The following is a 15477-nucleotide window of genomic DNA, read 5'->3' on the forward strand; positions in this document are numbered from 1 at the left end:
ATCCGCACCGACGCAATACCGACTAGAAACTGTCGGGAAACAGCCCCGTCAAAAACCGCCGCACGATGCGCTCGGCCTCGGTGCGATCGAACGCGTCCATATGGGTGAGAAAGTCGGTCCACATGCCCTCCATCATCACCAGCGTGCCATAGGTCGCATCCCGCGCGAGCCGGCTGTCCGCCGCATGGCCCTCGCCGTCAGCGATCCGGTCGAACACCTGCCGCAGGGTCTGACGCAGCCGGAAATCGCGGGTGTCGCTGAACCGGGCGATCTCGGGGTTGGCGCTCGCCACCCCCCGGAACGCATGCCAGATCTTGGCCGAGCGTTCATTGAGCAACTCGGCGCTCAGATCCGCCCGCACAATCGCCATGACGGTCTCGGCCGGCGCGTCCGGCAGCCCGGCCATCTGCCGCTCCATCTCGTCGTAATAGGCCTCGTTGAACGCCTGCGCCGCCGCCACGAGAAGATTGTCCTTACCGCCGAAATGCAGGTGGATCATCCCCCGCGACAGCGCCGCCCGCTCGATGATCCGGCTGACGGTCGTTTCGGTGATTCCGTGGATCGCAATCGTGTCGAGCGTGGCATCGATCAACAGCTGCCGGTTCTTCTCAGGCTGCCGTCCGCCGCTGCGCCCGCGTGATGGGGCGTCTGACTTTTCCATTTCTTTCATGAGCTTGGGCATCGGCCTCACTGAAAATGTATCGGCACTTTAACAGGAAGATTGACACAAGGCACCCCGCTGCGCAATGGTTAATGGACGAGCGTCCATTTAGGGGATTTCCCCGGCGACAGACGGATCGGGGAACAAATGTTCAAACTGCGAAGCGACACCTCCAGGGGCCTGACCCTTGCTGCACCGGCCACGCTCTATGTGGGGCTGCTGGTTGCGGCGCCGCTGGTCATCCTCGTGGCCTATTCCATGTGGACCCAGACCTATGTGAGCATTGATCGCACCCCCACTTGGGCCAATTACCGCGAGGCGCTGACCGATCCGCTGGTCCGGCATCTGATGATCCGCTCGATCCTGATCGCCGGCGCGGTGACCGTGGCCACCGTGCTCACCGCCTATCCGATCGCCTATTTCATCGCCTTCCGCGCCCGCAAGAAAACGCTCTGGCTGTTGCTCATCACCATCCCCTTCTGGTCGAGCTACCTGCTCCGCGTCTTCGCGTGGAAACTCATCCTCGGCTTTAACGGGGTGATGAATTCGGCCCTGATGGTCACCGGCATGATCGACGAGCCGCTGACCTTCCTGCTCTATAATGAATTCGCCGTGGTCCTGACCCTCGCCCATGCCTGGGCCCCTTTCGCGATCCTGCCGATCTATGTCTCGCTGCAGAAAATCGACCCGAGCCTGCTCGAAGCCGCCACCGATCTCGGCAATGGCGCGGTCGCCCGGTTCCTGCGCGTCACCCTGCCGCTGACCATTCCCGGCATCATCGCCGCCAGCCTGATCATCTTCATCCCCACCGTGGGCGATTATGTGACCCCCTCGCTGGTCGGTGGCTCGGATGGCAAGATGATCGCCAATCTCATTCAGGTGCAGTTCGGCGCCGCCAACAACTGGCCGCTCGGCGCGACCCTGTCGCTGCTGGCGATGCTGGCGGTGGGCTTTGTCGCCCTCGTCTTCGCGCTGGGCCTCACCGCAGCAGGGAGACGCATCCGATGAAACGCGCCAATGGCCTGCTGATCTACACCACGCTCTACCTGGCCTTCCTCTACCTGCCGGTGCTGCTGCTGCCGCTGTTTTCCTTCAACGACGGCACCATCGTGGCCTTTCCGATCAAGGGCTGGACGCTCGACTGGTATCGCCAGCTCGGCGCGCAGGACACGCTGCTGAACGCGCTCGGCAACAGCCTGATTGTCGGCATCACCACCGCGCTGCTCGCCACCTCCATGGGGCTCTTTGCGGCCCGCGCCTATGTGCGCAACCGCTTCCCCGGCAAAGAGGCCTCCGAAGGGCTCGTCATGCTGCCACTGGTGATCCCCGGCATCATCGTCGCCTCCTCGATGCTGGTGCTTTTCATCTCCATCGGGCTCAAACCCTCGCTCACCGCGGTGATCCTCGGCCATAGCTTCCTCGCCCTGCCGTTCTCGGTCTCGATCATGAAATCCGCCTTTGACGATTTCGACGCCTCGCTCGAAGAGGCGGCCTATGATCTCGGCTCGACCGTGCTCGAAACCTTCCGCCGGGTGACGCTGCCGGTGGTCGCCCCCGGCATCGTGTCGAGCTTTCTGGTGACCTTCACCGTGAGCTTTGACGAATTCGTGCTCGCCTTTTTCCTCTCCGGGAACGAGCCGACCCTGCCGGTCTATATCTGGAGCCAGATCCGCTTCCCGGCCAAGCTGCCCAACACGCTGGCCCTTGGCTCTGTGCTGCTGCTGGCCTCGGTGCTGCTGCTTGTCGTTGCCGAATATTTCCGCCGCCGTTCCTCCTCCAAATCAGCCTGAGGTTTTCATGTCCGACACTCCGATCATCGACCTCCAGAACCTGGAAAAGCGGTTCGGCAAATTCACTGCCGTGTCGAATGTCTCGCTGTCGCTGCGGCAGGGCGAATTCTTCTCGCTGCTCGGCCCCTCGGGCTGTGGCAAGACCACGGTGCTGCGGATGATCGCCGGGTTTCAGGAGCCGAGCTCGGGACAGGTGCTGATCGACGGGCAGGACATGTCCGACATCCCGGCCAACAAACGCCCGACCAATATGGTCTTTCAGAGCTACGCCATCTTCCCGCATCTCAATGTCGGCGACAACGTGGCCTACGGGCTGCGCGGCCGTGGCATCGCCCGCACCGAGATCGATCAGCGCGTCTCCGAGGCGCTCGACATGGTCGAGCTGGGCGGGCTGCAATCGCGCCGCGCGACCGAGCTTTCGGGCGGCCAGCGTCAGCGCGTGGCCCTCGCCCGCGCCCTCGTCATGCGCCCCAAGGTGCTCTTGCTGGACGAACCGCTCTCGGCGCTGGACAAGAACCTGCGCGAACAGATGCAGTTCGAGATGCGCCATCTGCAGCAAAGCCTCGGCATCACCTTCGTCATGGTCACCCATGACCAATATGAGGCGATGACCATGTCCGACCGGATCGGCGTCATGTTCAATGGCGAGCTGGTGCAGGTCGATGCGCCCAATGTGCTCTATGCCCGGCCCCGCAACCGGGCGGTGGCGAATTTCATCGGCGGCATGAATTTCCTGCCCGCCGATGCCAAAGAGGATGCGAGCGGCGCGCTCGACGTGACGATGCCCGGCTTTGGCCGGATGCGGATCGACCAGAACCCGAATGTCACCGCCCGCAGCGCCCAGGCGCTGGTCGGCATCCGGCCCGAACAGCTCGAAATCGCCGCCGACCGGCCCGCCGATTACGATGCCGTCGCCAAGGGCACCGTGCGCGACGTCGCCTTCTATGGCGAGAACGTCCATTACCGCGTGCTGCTCGACGGGGTCGAAACACCCATCGCCGCCTCCGTGCCAAATTACTTTCACAGTATCGATTTCAAACCCGGCGATGCCGTCTGGCTCGGGGTCCAGAGCGCTTCGGTGATCGACCTCGGACGGGACAGCTAGAATACCGTCGCAATACAGACCAAAAACAGGGAGATAAAAAATGAAGAAAATGACACTCGGCGCCTTGGCGCTTTCCGTGGCCTCGGCACCGCTCACAGCCACCGCCGGCGGCGCGGATCTGACCGTCTTCGACTGGTCCGGCTATGAGGATACCGGCTTTTTCGGCAGCTACATGGAGGAGTATGACGAAGCCCCCTCCTACACGTTCTTCGGCAGCCAGGAAGAGGCCTTCACCAAGCTGCAATCCGGCTTCACCGCCGATCTCGCCCACCCCTGTTCCGACGCCGTGCGCAAATGGGTCGCCGCCGATCTGATCAAGCCGCTCGACCCCGCCAAGCTCGACCATTGGGACGCGCTTTTGCCCCAGATCAAAGAGGTCGACGGCATCATGATCGACGGCGAGGTCTATATGATGCCCTTCGAATGGGGCAACACCGGGCTCATCTATCGCACCGACAAGATCGCCGATGATGCAATTTCCCTGCAATTGCTGGCCGATCCGGCCTATCAGGGCAAGGTGGCCATCCCCGACGCCGCCTCTTCGGCCTATGCGCTCGCGGCGCTGGCGACGGGCAATGCCGCCGATTACACCAAGATGAGCGACGAACAGTTCCAAGAGGCCTCGGACTATCTCCGCAAGGTCCACCCCAATGTGCGTTTCTACTGGTCGGACGCCGGTCAGATGGATCAGGCCATGGCCAGCGGCGAATTGGAGATGGGCTGGGCCTGGAACCAGTCAGAGCTCAACCTGATCTGGAACGACACCCCGGCCAAGATGATGCGCGACGTCGACAAGGGCATCGCGACCTGGGTCTGCGGCTATGTGCATCTCAAATCCTCCACCGCTTCCGACGACCAGGTCTATGACCTGCTCAACGCCCTCTCGGCCAAGGAAAGCGGCAAATACATCATCGAAAGCTGGGGCTACCCGCATGGCAACTCTGAGGCTTTCGAGATCGCCGATCAAGAGCTGATCGCCACCTATGGCTTTGACGACGTTGATCAATTCTTTGAAGGCAGCCTCTTCTTCGACGCCGTGGACCCGGCGCTCGAGGCCCGGATGCTGAAGGAGTTCGAACGCATCAAATCCGGCTTCTAAGCCCCTCTCTCCCACGCGCCGGGGCTGCCTCTTCTGGCCCCGGCGCGCCCAATACCACCTCTTGTTGCAGGATCGCGGATGACCCAGGCGAGCCCCTATTCCCTTTTGTTCGACCCTGTAAAGATTGGCCCTGTTACGGCCCGGAACCGCTTCTACCAAGTGCCCCATTGCAACGGCATGGGCCATGTGCGCCCCCGCGCCGAAGCCGCCAATCGCGCCATGAAGGCCGAAGGCGGCTGGGCCGTCGTGTCCACCCAGGAGGCGGAAATTCACCCGACCTCGGATCTGTCGCCCTTTGCCGAGAACCGCATCTGGGACGCCCGCGACATCCCCGCCCTGCGCCTCATCACCGATGCCGTGCATGACAAGGGCTCGCTGGCCGCGATCGAGCTTGTCCACAATGGCAACCACGCGCAGAACCTGCTCACCCGCGGGCCGATCTTCGCCCCCTCCGACATGTCGCTGAGCTATGCGCTGCCGAAACAGGCGCGTGCCATGGACAAATGCGACATCCGCGATTTCCGCCGCTGGCACCGCGACGCCGCCCTGCGCGCCCGCGATGCGGGCTTTGACATCATCTATGTCTATGCCGGTCACAATATGACCCTCGCCCAGCATTTCATGCTGCCCCATATGAACCAGCGCAGCGACGAATATGGCGGCTCGCTCGAAAACCGCGTGCGGCTGACCCGCGAATTGCTCGAAGACACCCGCGAGGCGGTGGGCGATGATTGCGCCGTGGCCTTCCGCTTTGCCGTGGACGAGATGCTCGGCGCCGACGGTATGCAGGCCGCCGAAGAAGGCCGCGCCGTGGTCGAGATGCTCAAGGATCTGCCTGACCTGTGGGACGTCAATGTCTGCGAGTGGGCCAATGATTCGATGACCACCCGGTTTCAGCCCCAAGACGGCTATCAGAACGACTATATCTCCTTCGTCAAAAAGGTGGTGGGCGACAAGCCGGTGGTCGGCGTTGGCCGTCTGACCTCGCCCGATCTGATGGTCTCGATGGTCCGCAAGGGCATTGTCGATCTGATCGGCGCCGCCCGCCCCTCCATCGCCGATCCCTTCCTGCCCAAGAAGATCGAAGAAGGCCGCATCGACGAAATCCGCGAATGTATCGGCTGCAACATCTGCGTGAGCGCCGACACCCAGGGCGTGCCGATCCGCTGCACCCAGAACCCGACCATGGGCGAGGAATGGCGGCGCGGTTGGCACCCGGAAAAGATCGCCCCCAAGGGCCGCGAAGAGGCGGCACTCGTCGTCGGCGGCGGGCCGGCAGGCCTCGAATGCGCGCTGCAACTGGCGCGGCGCGGCTATGCGGTGACGCTGGCCGAGGCGGGTCCTGAGCTGGGCGGTCGCGTGACCCGCGAAAGCGCCCTACCCGGGCTTGGCGCCTGGAAACGCGTGGCCGATTACCGCCTCAACGAACTGCGCCAGCGCGGCAATGTCGATCTCTTCACCGACAGCCCGCTCGACGCCGACGCGGTGGCCGAGCTTGGCATTCCCAATGTCTTTATCGCCACCGGGGCCAAGTGGCGGCGCGACGGGATCGGCCGCACCACCCTGCGCAGCCCGCCCCGCATCGCCCCAGACGCCGCCATCTACACCCCCGATGACATCATGGCAGGCAGCCTGCCGCCCAAGGGCCGCATCGCGATCTATGATGACGATCAGATCTATATCGCGGGCGTGTTGGCGGAAAAGCTGGTGCAGGAGGGCTATGAGGTCGGCCTCATCACCCCCGGCCTCATGGTCTCGACCTGGACCGATCTCACTCTCGAACAGCACCGCGTGCAATCGCGCCTGATCGAGATGGGCGTCAGCCTGCATGTGACCCGGCAACTGACCGCGCTCGACGCCGGATCGATGCGCGTCGCCTGCACCTATTCGGGCTGCGAAGAGGACATCCCCTGCGACGCCGCCCTCCTGGTCACCGAACGCCACCGCGAGACCGCGCTCTACGAGGCGCTCAAGGCGCGCGGCGATCTGACCACGCTCGACCTCATCGGCGACGCGGCGATGCCCGCGCTCATCGCCGATGCGGTCTATCACGGCCATCTGGCCGCCCGCAGTTTTGAAGCCGACCCGGCAGAAGTGGATCGCAACCTCTTCCGCCGTGAAATCACCGACCTTAGCGAAGAGACACAGCCATGAACCGTCCCTCCGATCTCGACACGCTCATCGCCCGCCACCAAGTCGGGCTCGCCCTTCCCCGCGAGTTTTACACGCGACAGGACATCTATGATTACGACATCGCCGCCTACTGGAACCCGAGCTGGATCTGGGTCGGCCATGAGAGCCAGCTGCCCAATCCCGGCGATTACATCACCTTCGATTACGGGCAGGAATCGATCATCGTGGTGCGCGACAAAGAGGGCGCGCTGCATGCCCATCTCAACGTCTGCCGCCATCGCGGCTCGCGCGTTTGTACCGAGAGTGCCGGCAATGCCCGCGTTCTCGTCTGCCCTTACCACGCCTGGACCTTTGAACTGTCGGGTCAGCTCCGCTCGGGCCGCGCCATGGGCCCCGATTTCGACCCTGGCAAATGGGGGCTCTTCCCGGCCCAGCTCCGGGTCTTCCAAGGGCTGATCTTCGTCTGTGCCAGCGCCGACGCCCCGCCCATCGACGCCGGTCTGGCCGATCTCGCGCCGCTCACCGCGCCCTTCGGGCTCGACCGGCTCAGGATCGCCCATAGCGCCAGCTACCCGGTGCCCGCCAACTGGAAGCTGGCGGTGGAGAACTACATGGAATGCTACCATTGCGCGCCCTCTCACAAGGAATACGCACGCTCGCACACGCTCAAGGCGCCGCATGAGATGGAAGGGCTGATGGAGCCACTACAGGCCCGCTCTGCCGCCATCGGCCTGCCCACCGACATCTATCACACGAGCGGCGCGGCCGCGGGCGGTGCCGGGGCCGACACCTACTATCGGCGCTACCCGCTCTATGACGGGTTCGAAACCGGCTCGCGTGACGGCACCGCGCTGGCGCCGCTGCTCGGCGATCTGACCGGCTTTGACGGCGGCGCGACCGACCTGCAGATCGGCCCGCTCAACAATTTCCTGATCTATGCCGATCACGTGGTCGGCTACCGCTTTGTGCCGCGCGGGCTGCAGGAGACGGATATCCAGATCGTCTGGCTCGTCCATGAAGACGCCGAAGAGGGCCGCGACTATGACGTCGACGCGCTCACCTGGCTCTGGCATGTGACCTCGCTCGATGACGAACGGATCATCCGCCACAATCAGGAAGGCGTGAATTCGCAATTCTTCCAACCCGGCCCGCTCAACCCGATGGAATGGGGCATCCAGAGCTTTTACGAAGGCTATCTCGGCCTCATCGCCAAGCCCCCCGCCCGCCACGCGGCGGAATGATCAGACGGCTGGCATCTGTTGCGTCGCGCAATGGATGCCACCGCCCATCTCGCCGAGCGGGTCGACATTGAGCGTCACGATCTCGCGCCCGGGATAATGCCGGGCCAGGGCCGCGCGCGCGATCTCATCGGCCTCGCGGTCTCCGAATTCCGCCGCAATGACCGCCCCGTTGCACACATAGTAATTCGCATAGGATGCCACGAAATCGAGGCTCTTGATCCGCCGCCGATGCGGCTCGGGGATCACCTCGAAATTCAACCCCTCGGCCCGCAGACGGTCATAGGTGTCAAGCGCCGCCAGATGGAACGGATCGCCCATATCCGGATCATCTGGCAGGTTGATCAACACCCGCCCCGGCCCGGTGAACCGCGCCAGACTGTCGATGTGGTAATCCGTGATATCCTCGCCCCAGACCCCGTCCGACCAGATCATCCTCTCCGCGCCATAGGCCGCCAAAAGCCGCGCCTCGATCGCGTCACGCGAGAGGCCTGGGTTGCGGTTGTCATTCACCCAGCTGCTTTCATGCGCCAGCAAAAGCCCGTGCCCGTCCTGTTCAACACCGCCCGCCTCGCCGCGCAGCCCGCTTGGCAAGAGCCGCAGACCAAGCCGCTCGGCCACACGCGCCGCAATCTGCGCATCGCGCGCGTGGACCTGTTTCTCGCCCCAGCCATTGAACTGAATATGGCTGACCGCCAGATCGCCCGCGCCGTTGACGACGAAAATCGGCCCGGCATCGCGGCACCACAGATCCTCGGTGGGAATGTCCCACAGCTCGACCCGCGCCGAGAGCTTCTTGCGCGCACGCGCATGGTCGGCCTTGTCCGCCAGCAGGATTACCGGCTCGAACTCTGCGATACTATTGGCAATATCCGCGATGGTCTGTTGCGCCATATCGAGGAAAACGGGATCGGGATGGACCTTCCGGTTCACCGGCCATTGCATGAAACTGCGCGCATGGGGCGCCTCTTCCGGCGGCACAGCATAGCCCTCGCCCCCCGCCGCAACCCCGCGCCCGGCCATTGCCGCAAGCCCGGCCGCCCCGCCCGCCGCCAGCAGATTTCGCCTGTTCATATCGCGCCCCCTCCACATCTTGCCCAGAGCATAGCAAATCGCCGCCACCGCTCAAACCGGCGGGGCGCCCAAAGGCAAAAGGCCCACCAATGGCGGGCCTCATCAGGATCTACATCCAGAGAAAAATGGTGCGGTCGAGAAGACTCGAACTTCCACGGGTGTTACCCCACAGCGACCTCAACGCTGCGCGTCTACCAATTCCGCCACGACCGCACGTGGATTGGTTCCCGGCGTATAGGACAGGTGCGCGGCATTGAAAAGGGGTAAAATGCACCTTTTTCGCGGTGCTGTAATTCCCCGCGCCATGCGCTATGACAGGCATGGTTTCTCACCCCGGATTGCCTGCCATGTCACAGCCCCTCAAGTCCCCTGCCCAGTCTGCCCCCGCCCAGCCCGCCTCCCCGGAATGGATCACCACCCCGGGCCTGACCGGCTATGACGAGGCGGTACGTTTCATGGAGGACCGGGCCGAGGCCATCGCCCGGGGCGAGGCCCGCGAATGTATCTGGCTGGTCGAACACCCGCCGCTCTACACTGCGGGCACATCGGCCCGGCCCGAGGATCTTACCGATCCCGACCGATTCCCCGTGCATACGTCGAAACGCGGCGGGCAATACACCTATCACGGCCCCGGCCAGCGCGTCGTCTATGTCATGCTCGACGTCGGCGCCCGAGGCCGCGATGTGCGCTGTTTCGTCCGTCAGCTCGAGGCCTGGGTGATCGCCACGCTCGACGAATTCAACATTCGCGGGGAAATCCGCGACGGGCGCGTCGGCGTCTGGGTCACCCGCAGTGACAAGCCGCTGACCGCCACCGGCGCCCCGCAAGAGGACAAGATCGCCGCCATCGGCATCCGCCTGCGCAAATGGGTGAGCTTTCACGGCATTTCGATCAATGTTGAACCCGACCTCGATCATTTCACCGGCATCGTGCCCTGCGGCATCACCGACCATGGCGTCACGAGCCTCGTCGATCTCGGCCTGCCGGTGGTGATGGAGGATGTCGATCTCGCCCTGCGCCGCACCTTCGACGCGGTCTTTGCCGCCGATCCCACATGCGACAAACCTGCCGGTTGATCCAACCGCCCGAATGGCCCACCCTCAACGCCACACGCCAGCCCGGAGGAGACACCCATGACCGTTCGCCTGAGCTTTGCCAGCCTGATCGCCCTTGCCCTGACCACCCTGCCCCTTCACGCCGAAGGGGATCCGGAGGCGGGCGAAAAGGCCTTCAAGAAATGCCGCGCCTGCCACATGGTCGCCGATGGGGACCGGGTGATCTTCAAGGGCGGCAAGGCCGGTCCCAATCTCTACGGGCTCATCGGCCGCCCCGCCGCAGGCACCGATTTCCGCTACAGCTCTGCCATGCAGGCGCTGGGCGAAACCGGCTTTGTCTGGGACGCCGAGAATTTCACCGAATTCATGCAAGACCCGGTGGGCTTTGTGAAAACCACGCTCGACGACAATGGCGCGCGCACCCGGATGACCCAAAAGCTCAAGGCAGAGGATGCCGCCGACGTCGCCGCCTGGCTCGCCTCCGTCGGCCCCACCCCGACCGAGAGCGGCTCATAACGGCGGGCTCTCCTCCTCCACGGCGGGCAGCCAGACCCGGAACTCGGCCCCGCCATCGGGATGGTTGCGCACCGAGATAAGCCCACCGGCATTCTGCACCAGCGTCTGCGAAATCGACAGGCCGAGCCCCGTCCCCTCGGCCTGTTTCGTCGAAAAGAACGGATCGAACACCGCTGCGATCTTGTCCTCGGGAATGCCCGGCCCGCTGTCGCGCACCACGATCTGCGCGCCGCGACGCCCCTCGCGCGCCGCCTCCGACAGCGCGAGCCAGAGCGTCCCCGACCCGCCCATCGCCTGCACCGCGTTCATGCTCAGGTTGATGATCACCTGCTGCAGCTCACCGGGATAAATCCGCACCCAAGGCGCCGGCCCGAACTCGGTCTCGACCGTGATCCGCCCCTTGGCGATCACATGCCCGACGAGCACCAGACTGTCCTCCACCACCGGCCGCAGATCGACCATCTCGTCACAGTCGGAAAACTCGTTCGGCCGCGCGAATTGCAAGAGCTTGCCGACAATCGCCTGAATGCGCCCGACCTGCCGGTCGACGAGATCGATCTCGGTCGCCACCGGTCGCGCCGCCTCGCCCAGCACTTCGCGCACCACATCCATATTGCCCTGGATCACCGCCACCGGGTTGTTGATCTCATGCGCCACCCCGGCGGTGATCTCGCCGATCGAGGCGAGCTTTTCGCTCATCACCAGCTGCTGAAACGTCTCTTCGAGCTTTGCATTCGCCGCCCGCAGCTCGGCGGTGCGCTGATCGACCCGCGTGTTGAGCTCTTCGTTCCACGCCCTGAGCCGCCGGTCGCGGTCCTGCACCTGATCGAGCAGATCGTCGAGATGCCCGGCCACCTGCCCGATCTCGTCCCGCGCCCCCACATCGCCATTACGTGCCGAGAGATTGCCGCGCCCGACGTCGCGCATGGTCTGGGTCATCCGCTCGAGCGGCGCGAATATCCCCTTGGCCAGCCACAGGAAAATCGGCACGGACAAGAGCAGGACCGCAGCAAAGGCCGCCATCATCCAGACATAAGCCGCGCGCTTCGCCGCCGCAAAGGGCGCCTCGAGAAACCCGACATAGAGCATCCCCACCCGCGCCCCGAAACTATCGGTGATCGGCATATAGGCCGAGACATACCAATCGTTGACCACAAACGCCCGGTCGAGCCAGGTCCGCCCCTCGTCGAGAACCGCCCCCCGCACCGCCGCCGACACCCGCGTGCCCAGCGCCCGCACATCCTCGAAGAGCCGCACATTGGTCGAGATCCGCACATCCTCGAGAAAGAGCGTCGCCGTCCCCTGCCGATCGCCGCCCGTGACGGCGTTGAGATAAACCAGCGCATTGATCGTATCGATGAACTGCAGATTCCGGTTGAGCAATATCCCCCCGACCAACACCCCTTCGCGCCCCGCGAGCATCACCGGGCTCGCCGCGTGCACGACCATCCCCCGATCCTCCACCTCGCGGGTGGTGGGCACCGCCGCCTCCGTCGCAATGAGCGGCACCCGCGCCCGCGCCGCCAGCCCCGGCTGCAACCCTTCCAAGAGCTCGGGCGGAAATATATCGATCTGGGTTTCCGGCTCTCCGGCCATGGCCGCCGCAACCACCGGCCAGCGCGCCGCATGCGGCCCGGCATCGGCGCGGGGCAGATAATAGAGAAAATCGAGCCCCAGCGCGTCGCGCTTCTCGCGGAAATAGCTGCGTCGTGCCGCCTCGCCCCCGGCCATGACTTGCGCGAACTCGACCGAATCCGTCACCGCCCGCAGATCATTGCCGGTCCCCGCCATCAGCCGCGCCAGATATTGCTCGGCGATGCGCAGATCGCTTTCCACATTGGCGATAAGAACCTTGTCGTAATCCGCGTTCCAGCGCGTCATGCCGAGAAGCAACAGCAGCGGCATCAGGATCACAAGAGGGGCAAGCGCCAGAAACAAGAGGCGCAGGCGGACGGATTTCATCGCAGGCTCCGGCGTGGCGTCCTGGCCAGCCTAGCCAGCCCCGACCGCCCGCGCAAACTCCGGTGCCTCACTCCGACCATGCCGCCATCTTGCGGTCGATGGTCTTGCGCGACACCCCAAGCCGCCGCGCCGCCTCGGCCCGGTTGCCCTCGCAGAGGTCGAGCACATGCAGGATATGCCGCTGGGTCACCAGATCGAGCGTCTCGAGCGCCCGGCTCCCGGTGACCCGGCCCTGCCCGGCAAACTCTTCGGGAAACGCCCCGAGGATCACCGACCGCTCGATCATATTCTTGAGCTCGCGCACATTCCCCGGCCAGTCATAGCGCCGCAGCTTGAGCAGGGTTTCCTCATCAAGCTCGAGCGCCGGCATGCCGAGCGCCGTGGAAAACTGCCGCATGAAGAGCGCCGCCAGCTCGACAATATCCTCCGACCGCTCGCGCAGCGGCGGCATGGTGACCTCGACCACATTGATCCGGTGATAGAGATCGGCACGGAAATGCCCGGCACTGACCGCGGCCGGCAAATCGGCATTGGTGGCAAAGAGAAAGCGCAGGTTGAGAGGGATCTCCCGCTCGGCCCCCACCGGCCGGATGCGCTGATCCTCCAACACCCGCAAGAGCGCCGCCTGCATCGGCCCCGGCATCTGCGCCACCTCGTCGAGAAACAGCGTCCCGCCATCGGCCAAGAGCAACAGCCCGGGCTTGAGCCGCCCGGTCTCGGTGATCGTCCCAAAGAGCTCGGCCGCCATATGCTCGGGCGAAATGGCCGCGCAATTGACCGCCACAAAGGGCGCCTCGGCCCGGTCCGACAGATCATGCAGCTGCCGCGCCGCCAATTCCTTGCCGGTGCCGCTCTCGCCGGTAAAGAGCAACGGCGTCGGCAGCGGAGCAAGCTTGGACAACATCCCGCGCACCTCGCGCAGCGCCTCGGACTTGCCCAAAAGAGGCCCACGCTCGGCCCCGCCATGCAGCTCGCGCCGCAAGAGCACATTGTCCCGCCGCAGATATTTGCGATCAAGCGTGCGCTCCACCGCGCTCAGTATCTGATTGGCGCGAAACGGTTTGAGAACGAAATCGCTGACCCCGGCGCGCAGCGCGGTGATCGCGGTCTCGAGATCGGCATAGGCGGTGATCAGGATCGTATCCGCGAAAAACCCTTTGCGCCGCTGCTCGATCACCCAGTTGAGCCCGGTCACCTCGGGCATCACATTGTCCACGATCACCAGATCGAAATGTGCCTCGTCGAGCTTCTGCGTCGCCTCGCGCGGCGATGCCGCCTGCTCGACCCGCTTGACCCGTGGCCCAAGGATCTTGGTCAGGAAATTGCGCATCCCCGGCTCGTCATCGACGACAAGCACCGACGCCCCGGCGAGCTTGGTGCCGATGTCATCCGGGCTGTCGCTGTCGGTGATCTTGGCGGTGTCCATGCCGCGCGCTCACTCCACCCGGACGCTGTCGCTGGAAAACTTGTCCTGCGAGGAATAGCCGACGCCGTTGAGCGCATAATAGGCCGCCACCGAAATCAGGGCGATGGCGATAAATCCGGTGAGGATGGCTTTCATTCTTGTGTCTCTTTCCTGCTTGCCTGTTTGAGAAAGGCGATCAGATCGGCCCGGTCCTCGGGGTTCTGGATCACCTGCATGGGCATCTTGGAGCCCGGAATATAATGGTCGGGGCCGCTGTCGAACAGGGCATCGATGCTCGCGTCATCCCAGATGATATCCGACCCTTGCAGAATTGGCGAATAGCCATATCCCGGCACCGTGCCCGCGCGCCGCCCGAACACCCCCGCGAGCGTCGGCCCCGCCCTGCGCGACGGCCCCGGCTCGAGCGTGTGACAGATCGAACATTTGCGCATGAACTGCCGCTCGCCATTGGGCATGGTCTCGGGGTCGCGCAGGAAACTGCGCCCGCCGTCCCCCGCTGGCTCGAACGTATCAAGAAGCGCCACGGGCCAGCCATAGATCACATCCTCGATGCCGCCGGCATAGATCGTCTCGCCATCGCCTGAAAACGCCAGCGACCAGACCGGCCCCTCGCGCATCGCCTGGAAATCGCGGGAAATCTGCCAGCTTTCAGTGTTGAGGATCATGATATAGCCCTGCCCGTCGCCCACCGCCAACTGGCCGCTCTCGGCGTGATGGTCGAGCGACAGGATGGGCCGCCGATCAAGGGTGAAATCCGCGATCTCCGCCCCGTCGTGCCCGATCACCCGCGTGCCGCCATCGACCGCCCCATAGGCGATCCACTCCCCGGTCACGACGAGCTGATTGATGCCGAACCCATGCTGCAACAGCGGCAGTGGCACCGCCTCGCCCGCAAGCTCATAGCGCATCAGCGCCCCCGCCTGCGTCGCCGCATAGAGCGTGCCGCCATCCTCCGAGAACCCAAGATCGTTAACCCCAGCGCCGGGCCGTGGCAATTCCCGCGCCTCGCCTGCGCCCAGCGGCCAAAGATGCACCGCCCCGTCCCAGCCGCCGCTGGCCACCCATTGCCCATCCGGGCTGATCGCCAGCGCCGCCACCTTGCCCGCGTGCTGACCGAGCAGCCGCTCTTCGGGCACCCACTGGCGCACCGCGAAATCATCGCCACCACTGACCAGAACACCGCCCGTCCCGAGCGCCAGCGCCGTCACCGCCGCGTCATGCCCGTCGAGCCATCGCGGCACGCGCCCCTGCCAGAGCCCCACGGAATTGTCGAAACTGGCGCTGGCGACACGGCCCGCGCCATCCACCGCAAGCCCCATGATCGGCCCGCCATGGCCCTTGAGCGTGGTGAACTCCTGCGCCGAGACCAGCCCGGCGCAGAGCGTTCCCGCCACTATCCCCATCAGCGGCGCCCGCAT

At 64.6% G+C, this 15477-nt stretch carries 14 protein-coding genes and 1 tRNA gene; 8 read left to right on the forward strand and 7 right to left on the reverse strand.

Annotated elements, in window-relative coordinates; translation table 11 throughout:
- Positions 1-22: 22 nt before the first annotated feature.
- A complete protein-coding gene (locus tag WA237_RS02785; RefSeq protein ID WP_336096602.1) occupies positions 23-661 on the reverse strand; it encodes a TetR family transcriptional regulator C-terminal domain-containing protein in 639 nt (212 codons plus the stop codon).
- A gap of 147 nt (positions 662-808) precedes the next feature.
- Here WA237_RS02785 and WA237_RS02790 point away from each other — a divergent pair, with 147 nt between their 5' ends.
- The 6 genes from WA237_RS02790 to WA237_RS02815 all read left to right on the forward strand — a co-directional run bounded on the left by WA237_RS02790 (position 809) and on the right by WA237_RS02815 (position 8029).
- Positions 809-1669 carry an ABC transporter permease gene (locus WA237_RS02790; protein WP_009812984.1) on the forward strand — a complete coding sequence of 287 codons (861 nt, stop codon included), beginning with the start codon at positions 809-811 and terminating at the stop codon, positions 1667-1669.
- A complete protein-coding gene (locus WA237_RS02795; protein ID WP_009812985.1) occupies positions 1666-2451 on the forward strand; it encodes an ABC transporter permease in 786 nt (261 codons plus the stop codon). The genes WA237_RS02790 and WA237_RS02795 overlap by 4 nt, the downstream gene beginning before the upstream one ends.
- 7 nt (positions 2452-2458) lie before the next feature.
- Positions 2459-3556, forward strand: coding sequence for an ABC transporter ATP-binding protein (locus WA237_RS02800; RefSeq protein WP_336096603.1), 1098 nt, complete (start codon positions 2459-2461; stop codon positions 3554-3556).
- Positions 3557-3596: 40 nt separating this feature from the next.
- Positions 3597-4655 (forward strand): ABC transporter substrate-binding protein, encoded by a 1059-nt coding sequence (locus WA237_RS02805; protein ID WP_336096604.1) that lies wholly within the window; start codon positions 3597-3599, stop codon positions 4653-4655.
- Positions 4656-4733: 78 nt separating this feature from the next.
- Positions 4734-6809: an FAD-dependent oxidoreductase gene (locus WA237_RS02810; RefSeq protein WP_336096605.1), complete on the forward strand. Its 2076-nt coding sequence runs from the start codon at positions 4734-4736 to the stop codon at positions 6807-6809.
- Entirely contained in the window at positions 6806-8029 is a 1224-nt protein-coding gene (locus WA237_RS02815; RefSeq protein WP_336096606.1) for an aromatic ring-hydroxylating oxygenase subunit alpha, read from the forward strand. Before WA237_RS02810 ends, WA237_RS02815 begins: the two co-directional genes overlap by 4 nt.
- Here WA237_RS02815 and WA237_RS02820 read toward each other — a convergent pair whose 3' ends face one another.
- A complete protein-coding gene (locus WA237_RS02820) occupies positions 8030-9100 on the reverse strand; it encodes an agmatine deiminase family protein (RefSeq protein WP_336096607.1) in 1071 nt (356 codons plus the stop codon).
- 126 nt (positions 9101-9226) lie between these two features.
- A tRNA-Leu gene (locus WA237_RS02825) sits at positions 9227-9313 on the reverse strand.
- Positions 9314-9447: 134 nt separating this feature from the next.
- Here WA237_RS02825 and lipB point away from each other — a divergent pair.
- Positions 9448-10176, forward strand: a complete 729-nt coding sequence (lipB, locus tag WA237_RS02830; RefSeq protein ID WP_336096608.1) for a lipoyl(octanoyl) transferase LipB — start codon at positions 9448-9450, stop codon at positions 10174-10176.
- A 57-nt stretch (positions 10177-10233) separates the two neighbouring features.
- A complete protein-coding gene (locus WA237_RS02835; RefSeq protein ID WP_336096609.1) occupies positions 10234-10671 on the forward strand; it encodes a c-type cytochrome in 438 nt (145 codons plus the stop codon).
- Here WA237_RS02835 and WA237_RS02840 read toward each other — a convergent pair.
- The 4 genes from WA237_RS02840 to WA237_RS02855 all read right to left on the reverse strand — a co-directional run bounded on the left by WA237_RS02840 (position 10666) and on the right by WA237_RS02855 (position 15477).
- The gene (locus tag WA237_RS02840; protein ID WP_336096610.1) at positions 10666-12633 is read right to left on the reverse strand and encodes a sensor histidine kinase; all 1968 of its coding nucleotides are present in this window, start codon (positions 12631-12633) and stop codon (positions 10666-10668) included. The two genes, WA237_RS02835 and WA237_RS02840, sit on opposite strands and share 6 nt — an antisense overlap.
- Before the next feature lie 67 nt (positions 12634-12700).
- A complete protein-coding gene (locus tag WA237_RS02845) occupies positions 12701-14059 on the reverse strand; it encodes a sigma-54-dependent transcriptional regulator (RefSeq protein ID WP_336096611.1) in 1359 nt (452 codons plus the stop codon).
- Positions 14060-14068: 9 nt separating this feature from the next.
- A complete protein-coding gene (locus tag WA237_RS02850; RefSeq protein WP_009812995.1) occupies positions 14069-14194 on the reverse strand; it encodes a hypothetical protein in 126 nt (41 codons plus the stop codon).
- On the reverse strand, positions 14191-15477 hold the full coding sequence (locus WA237_RS02855) for a c-type cytochrome (protein WP_336096612.1): 1287 nt from the start codon (positions 15475-15477) through the stop codon (positions 14191-14193). Before WA237_RS02855 ends, WA237_RS02850 begins: the two co-directional genes overlap by 4 nt.

The sequence above is a fragment of the Roseovarius sp. CH_XMU1461 genome (assembly GCF_037027165.1).
In the GTDB taxonomy this organism is placed as follows: domain Bacteria; phylum Pseudomonadota; class Alphaproteobacteria; order Rhodobacterales; family Rhodobacteraceae; genus Roseovarius; species Roseovarius nubinhibens.

Coding starts and splice junctions, on each gene's coding strand:
- WA237_RS02810 (WP_336096605.1), top strand. CDS start 4,734: ATGACCCAGGCGAGCCCCTATTCCCTTTTGTTCGACCCTGTAAAGATT.
- WA237_RS02835 (WP_336096609.1), top strand. CDS start 10,234: ATGACCGTTCGCCTGAGCTTTGCCAGCCTGATCGCCCTTGCCCTGACC.
- lipB (WP_336096608.1), top strand. CDS start 9,448: ATGTCACAGCCCCTCAAGTCCCCTGCCCAGTCTGCCCCCGCCCAGCCC.
- WA237_RS02850 (WP_009812995.1), bottom strand. CDS start 14,194: ATGAAAGCCATCCTCACCGGATTTATCGCCATCGCCCTGATTTCGGTG.
- WA237_RS02820 (WP_336096607.1), bottom strand. CDS start 9,100: ATGAACAGGCGAAATCTGCTGGCGGCGGGCGGGGCGGCCGGGCTTGCG.
- WA237_RS02845 (WP_336096611.1), bottom strand. CDS start 14,059: ATGGACACCGCCAAGATCACCGACAGCGACAGCCCGGATGACATCGGC.
- WA237_RS02800 (WP_336096603.1), top strand. CDS start 2,459: ATGTCCGACACTCCGATCATCGACCTCCAGAACCTGGAAAAGCGGTTC.
- WA237_RS02805 (WP_336096604.1), top strand. CDS start 3,597: ATGAAGAAAATGACACTCGGCGCCTTGGCGCTTTCCGTGGCCTCGGCA.
- WA237_RS02785 (WP_336096602.1), bottom strand. CDS start 661: ATGGAAAAGTCAGACGCCCCATCACGCGGGCGCAGCGGCGGACGGCAG.
- WA237_RS02815 (WP_336096606.1), top strand. CDS start 6,806: ATGAACCGTCCCTCCGATCTCGACACGCTCATCGCCCGCCACCAAGTC.
- WA237_RS02795 (WP_009812985.1), top strand. CDS start 1,666: ATGAAACGCGCCAATGGCCTGCTGATCTACACCACGCTCTACCTGGCC.
- WA237_RS02790 (WP_009812984.1), top strand. CDS start 809: ATGTTCAAACTGCGAAGCGACACCTCCAGGGGCCTGACCCTTGCTGCA.
- WA237_RS02855 (WP_336096612.1), bottom strand. CDS start 15,477: ATGCGGGCGCCGCTGATGGGGATAGTGGCGGGAACGCTCTGCGCCGGG.
- WA237_RS02840 (WP_336096610.1), bottom strand. CDS start 12,633: ATGAAATCCGTCCGCCTGCGCCTCTTGTTTCTGGCGCTTGCCCCTCTT.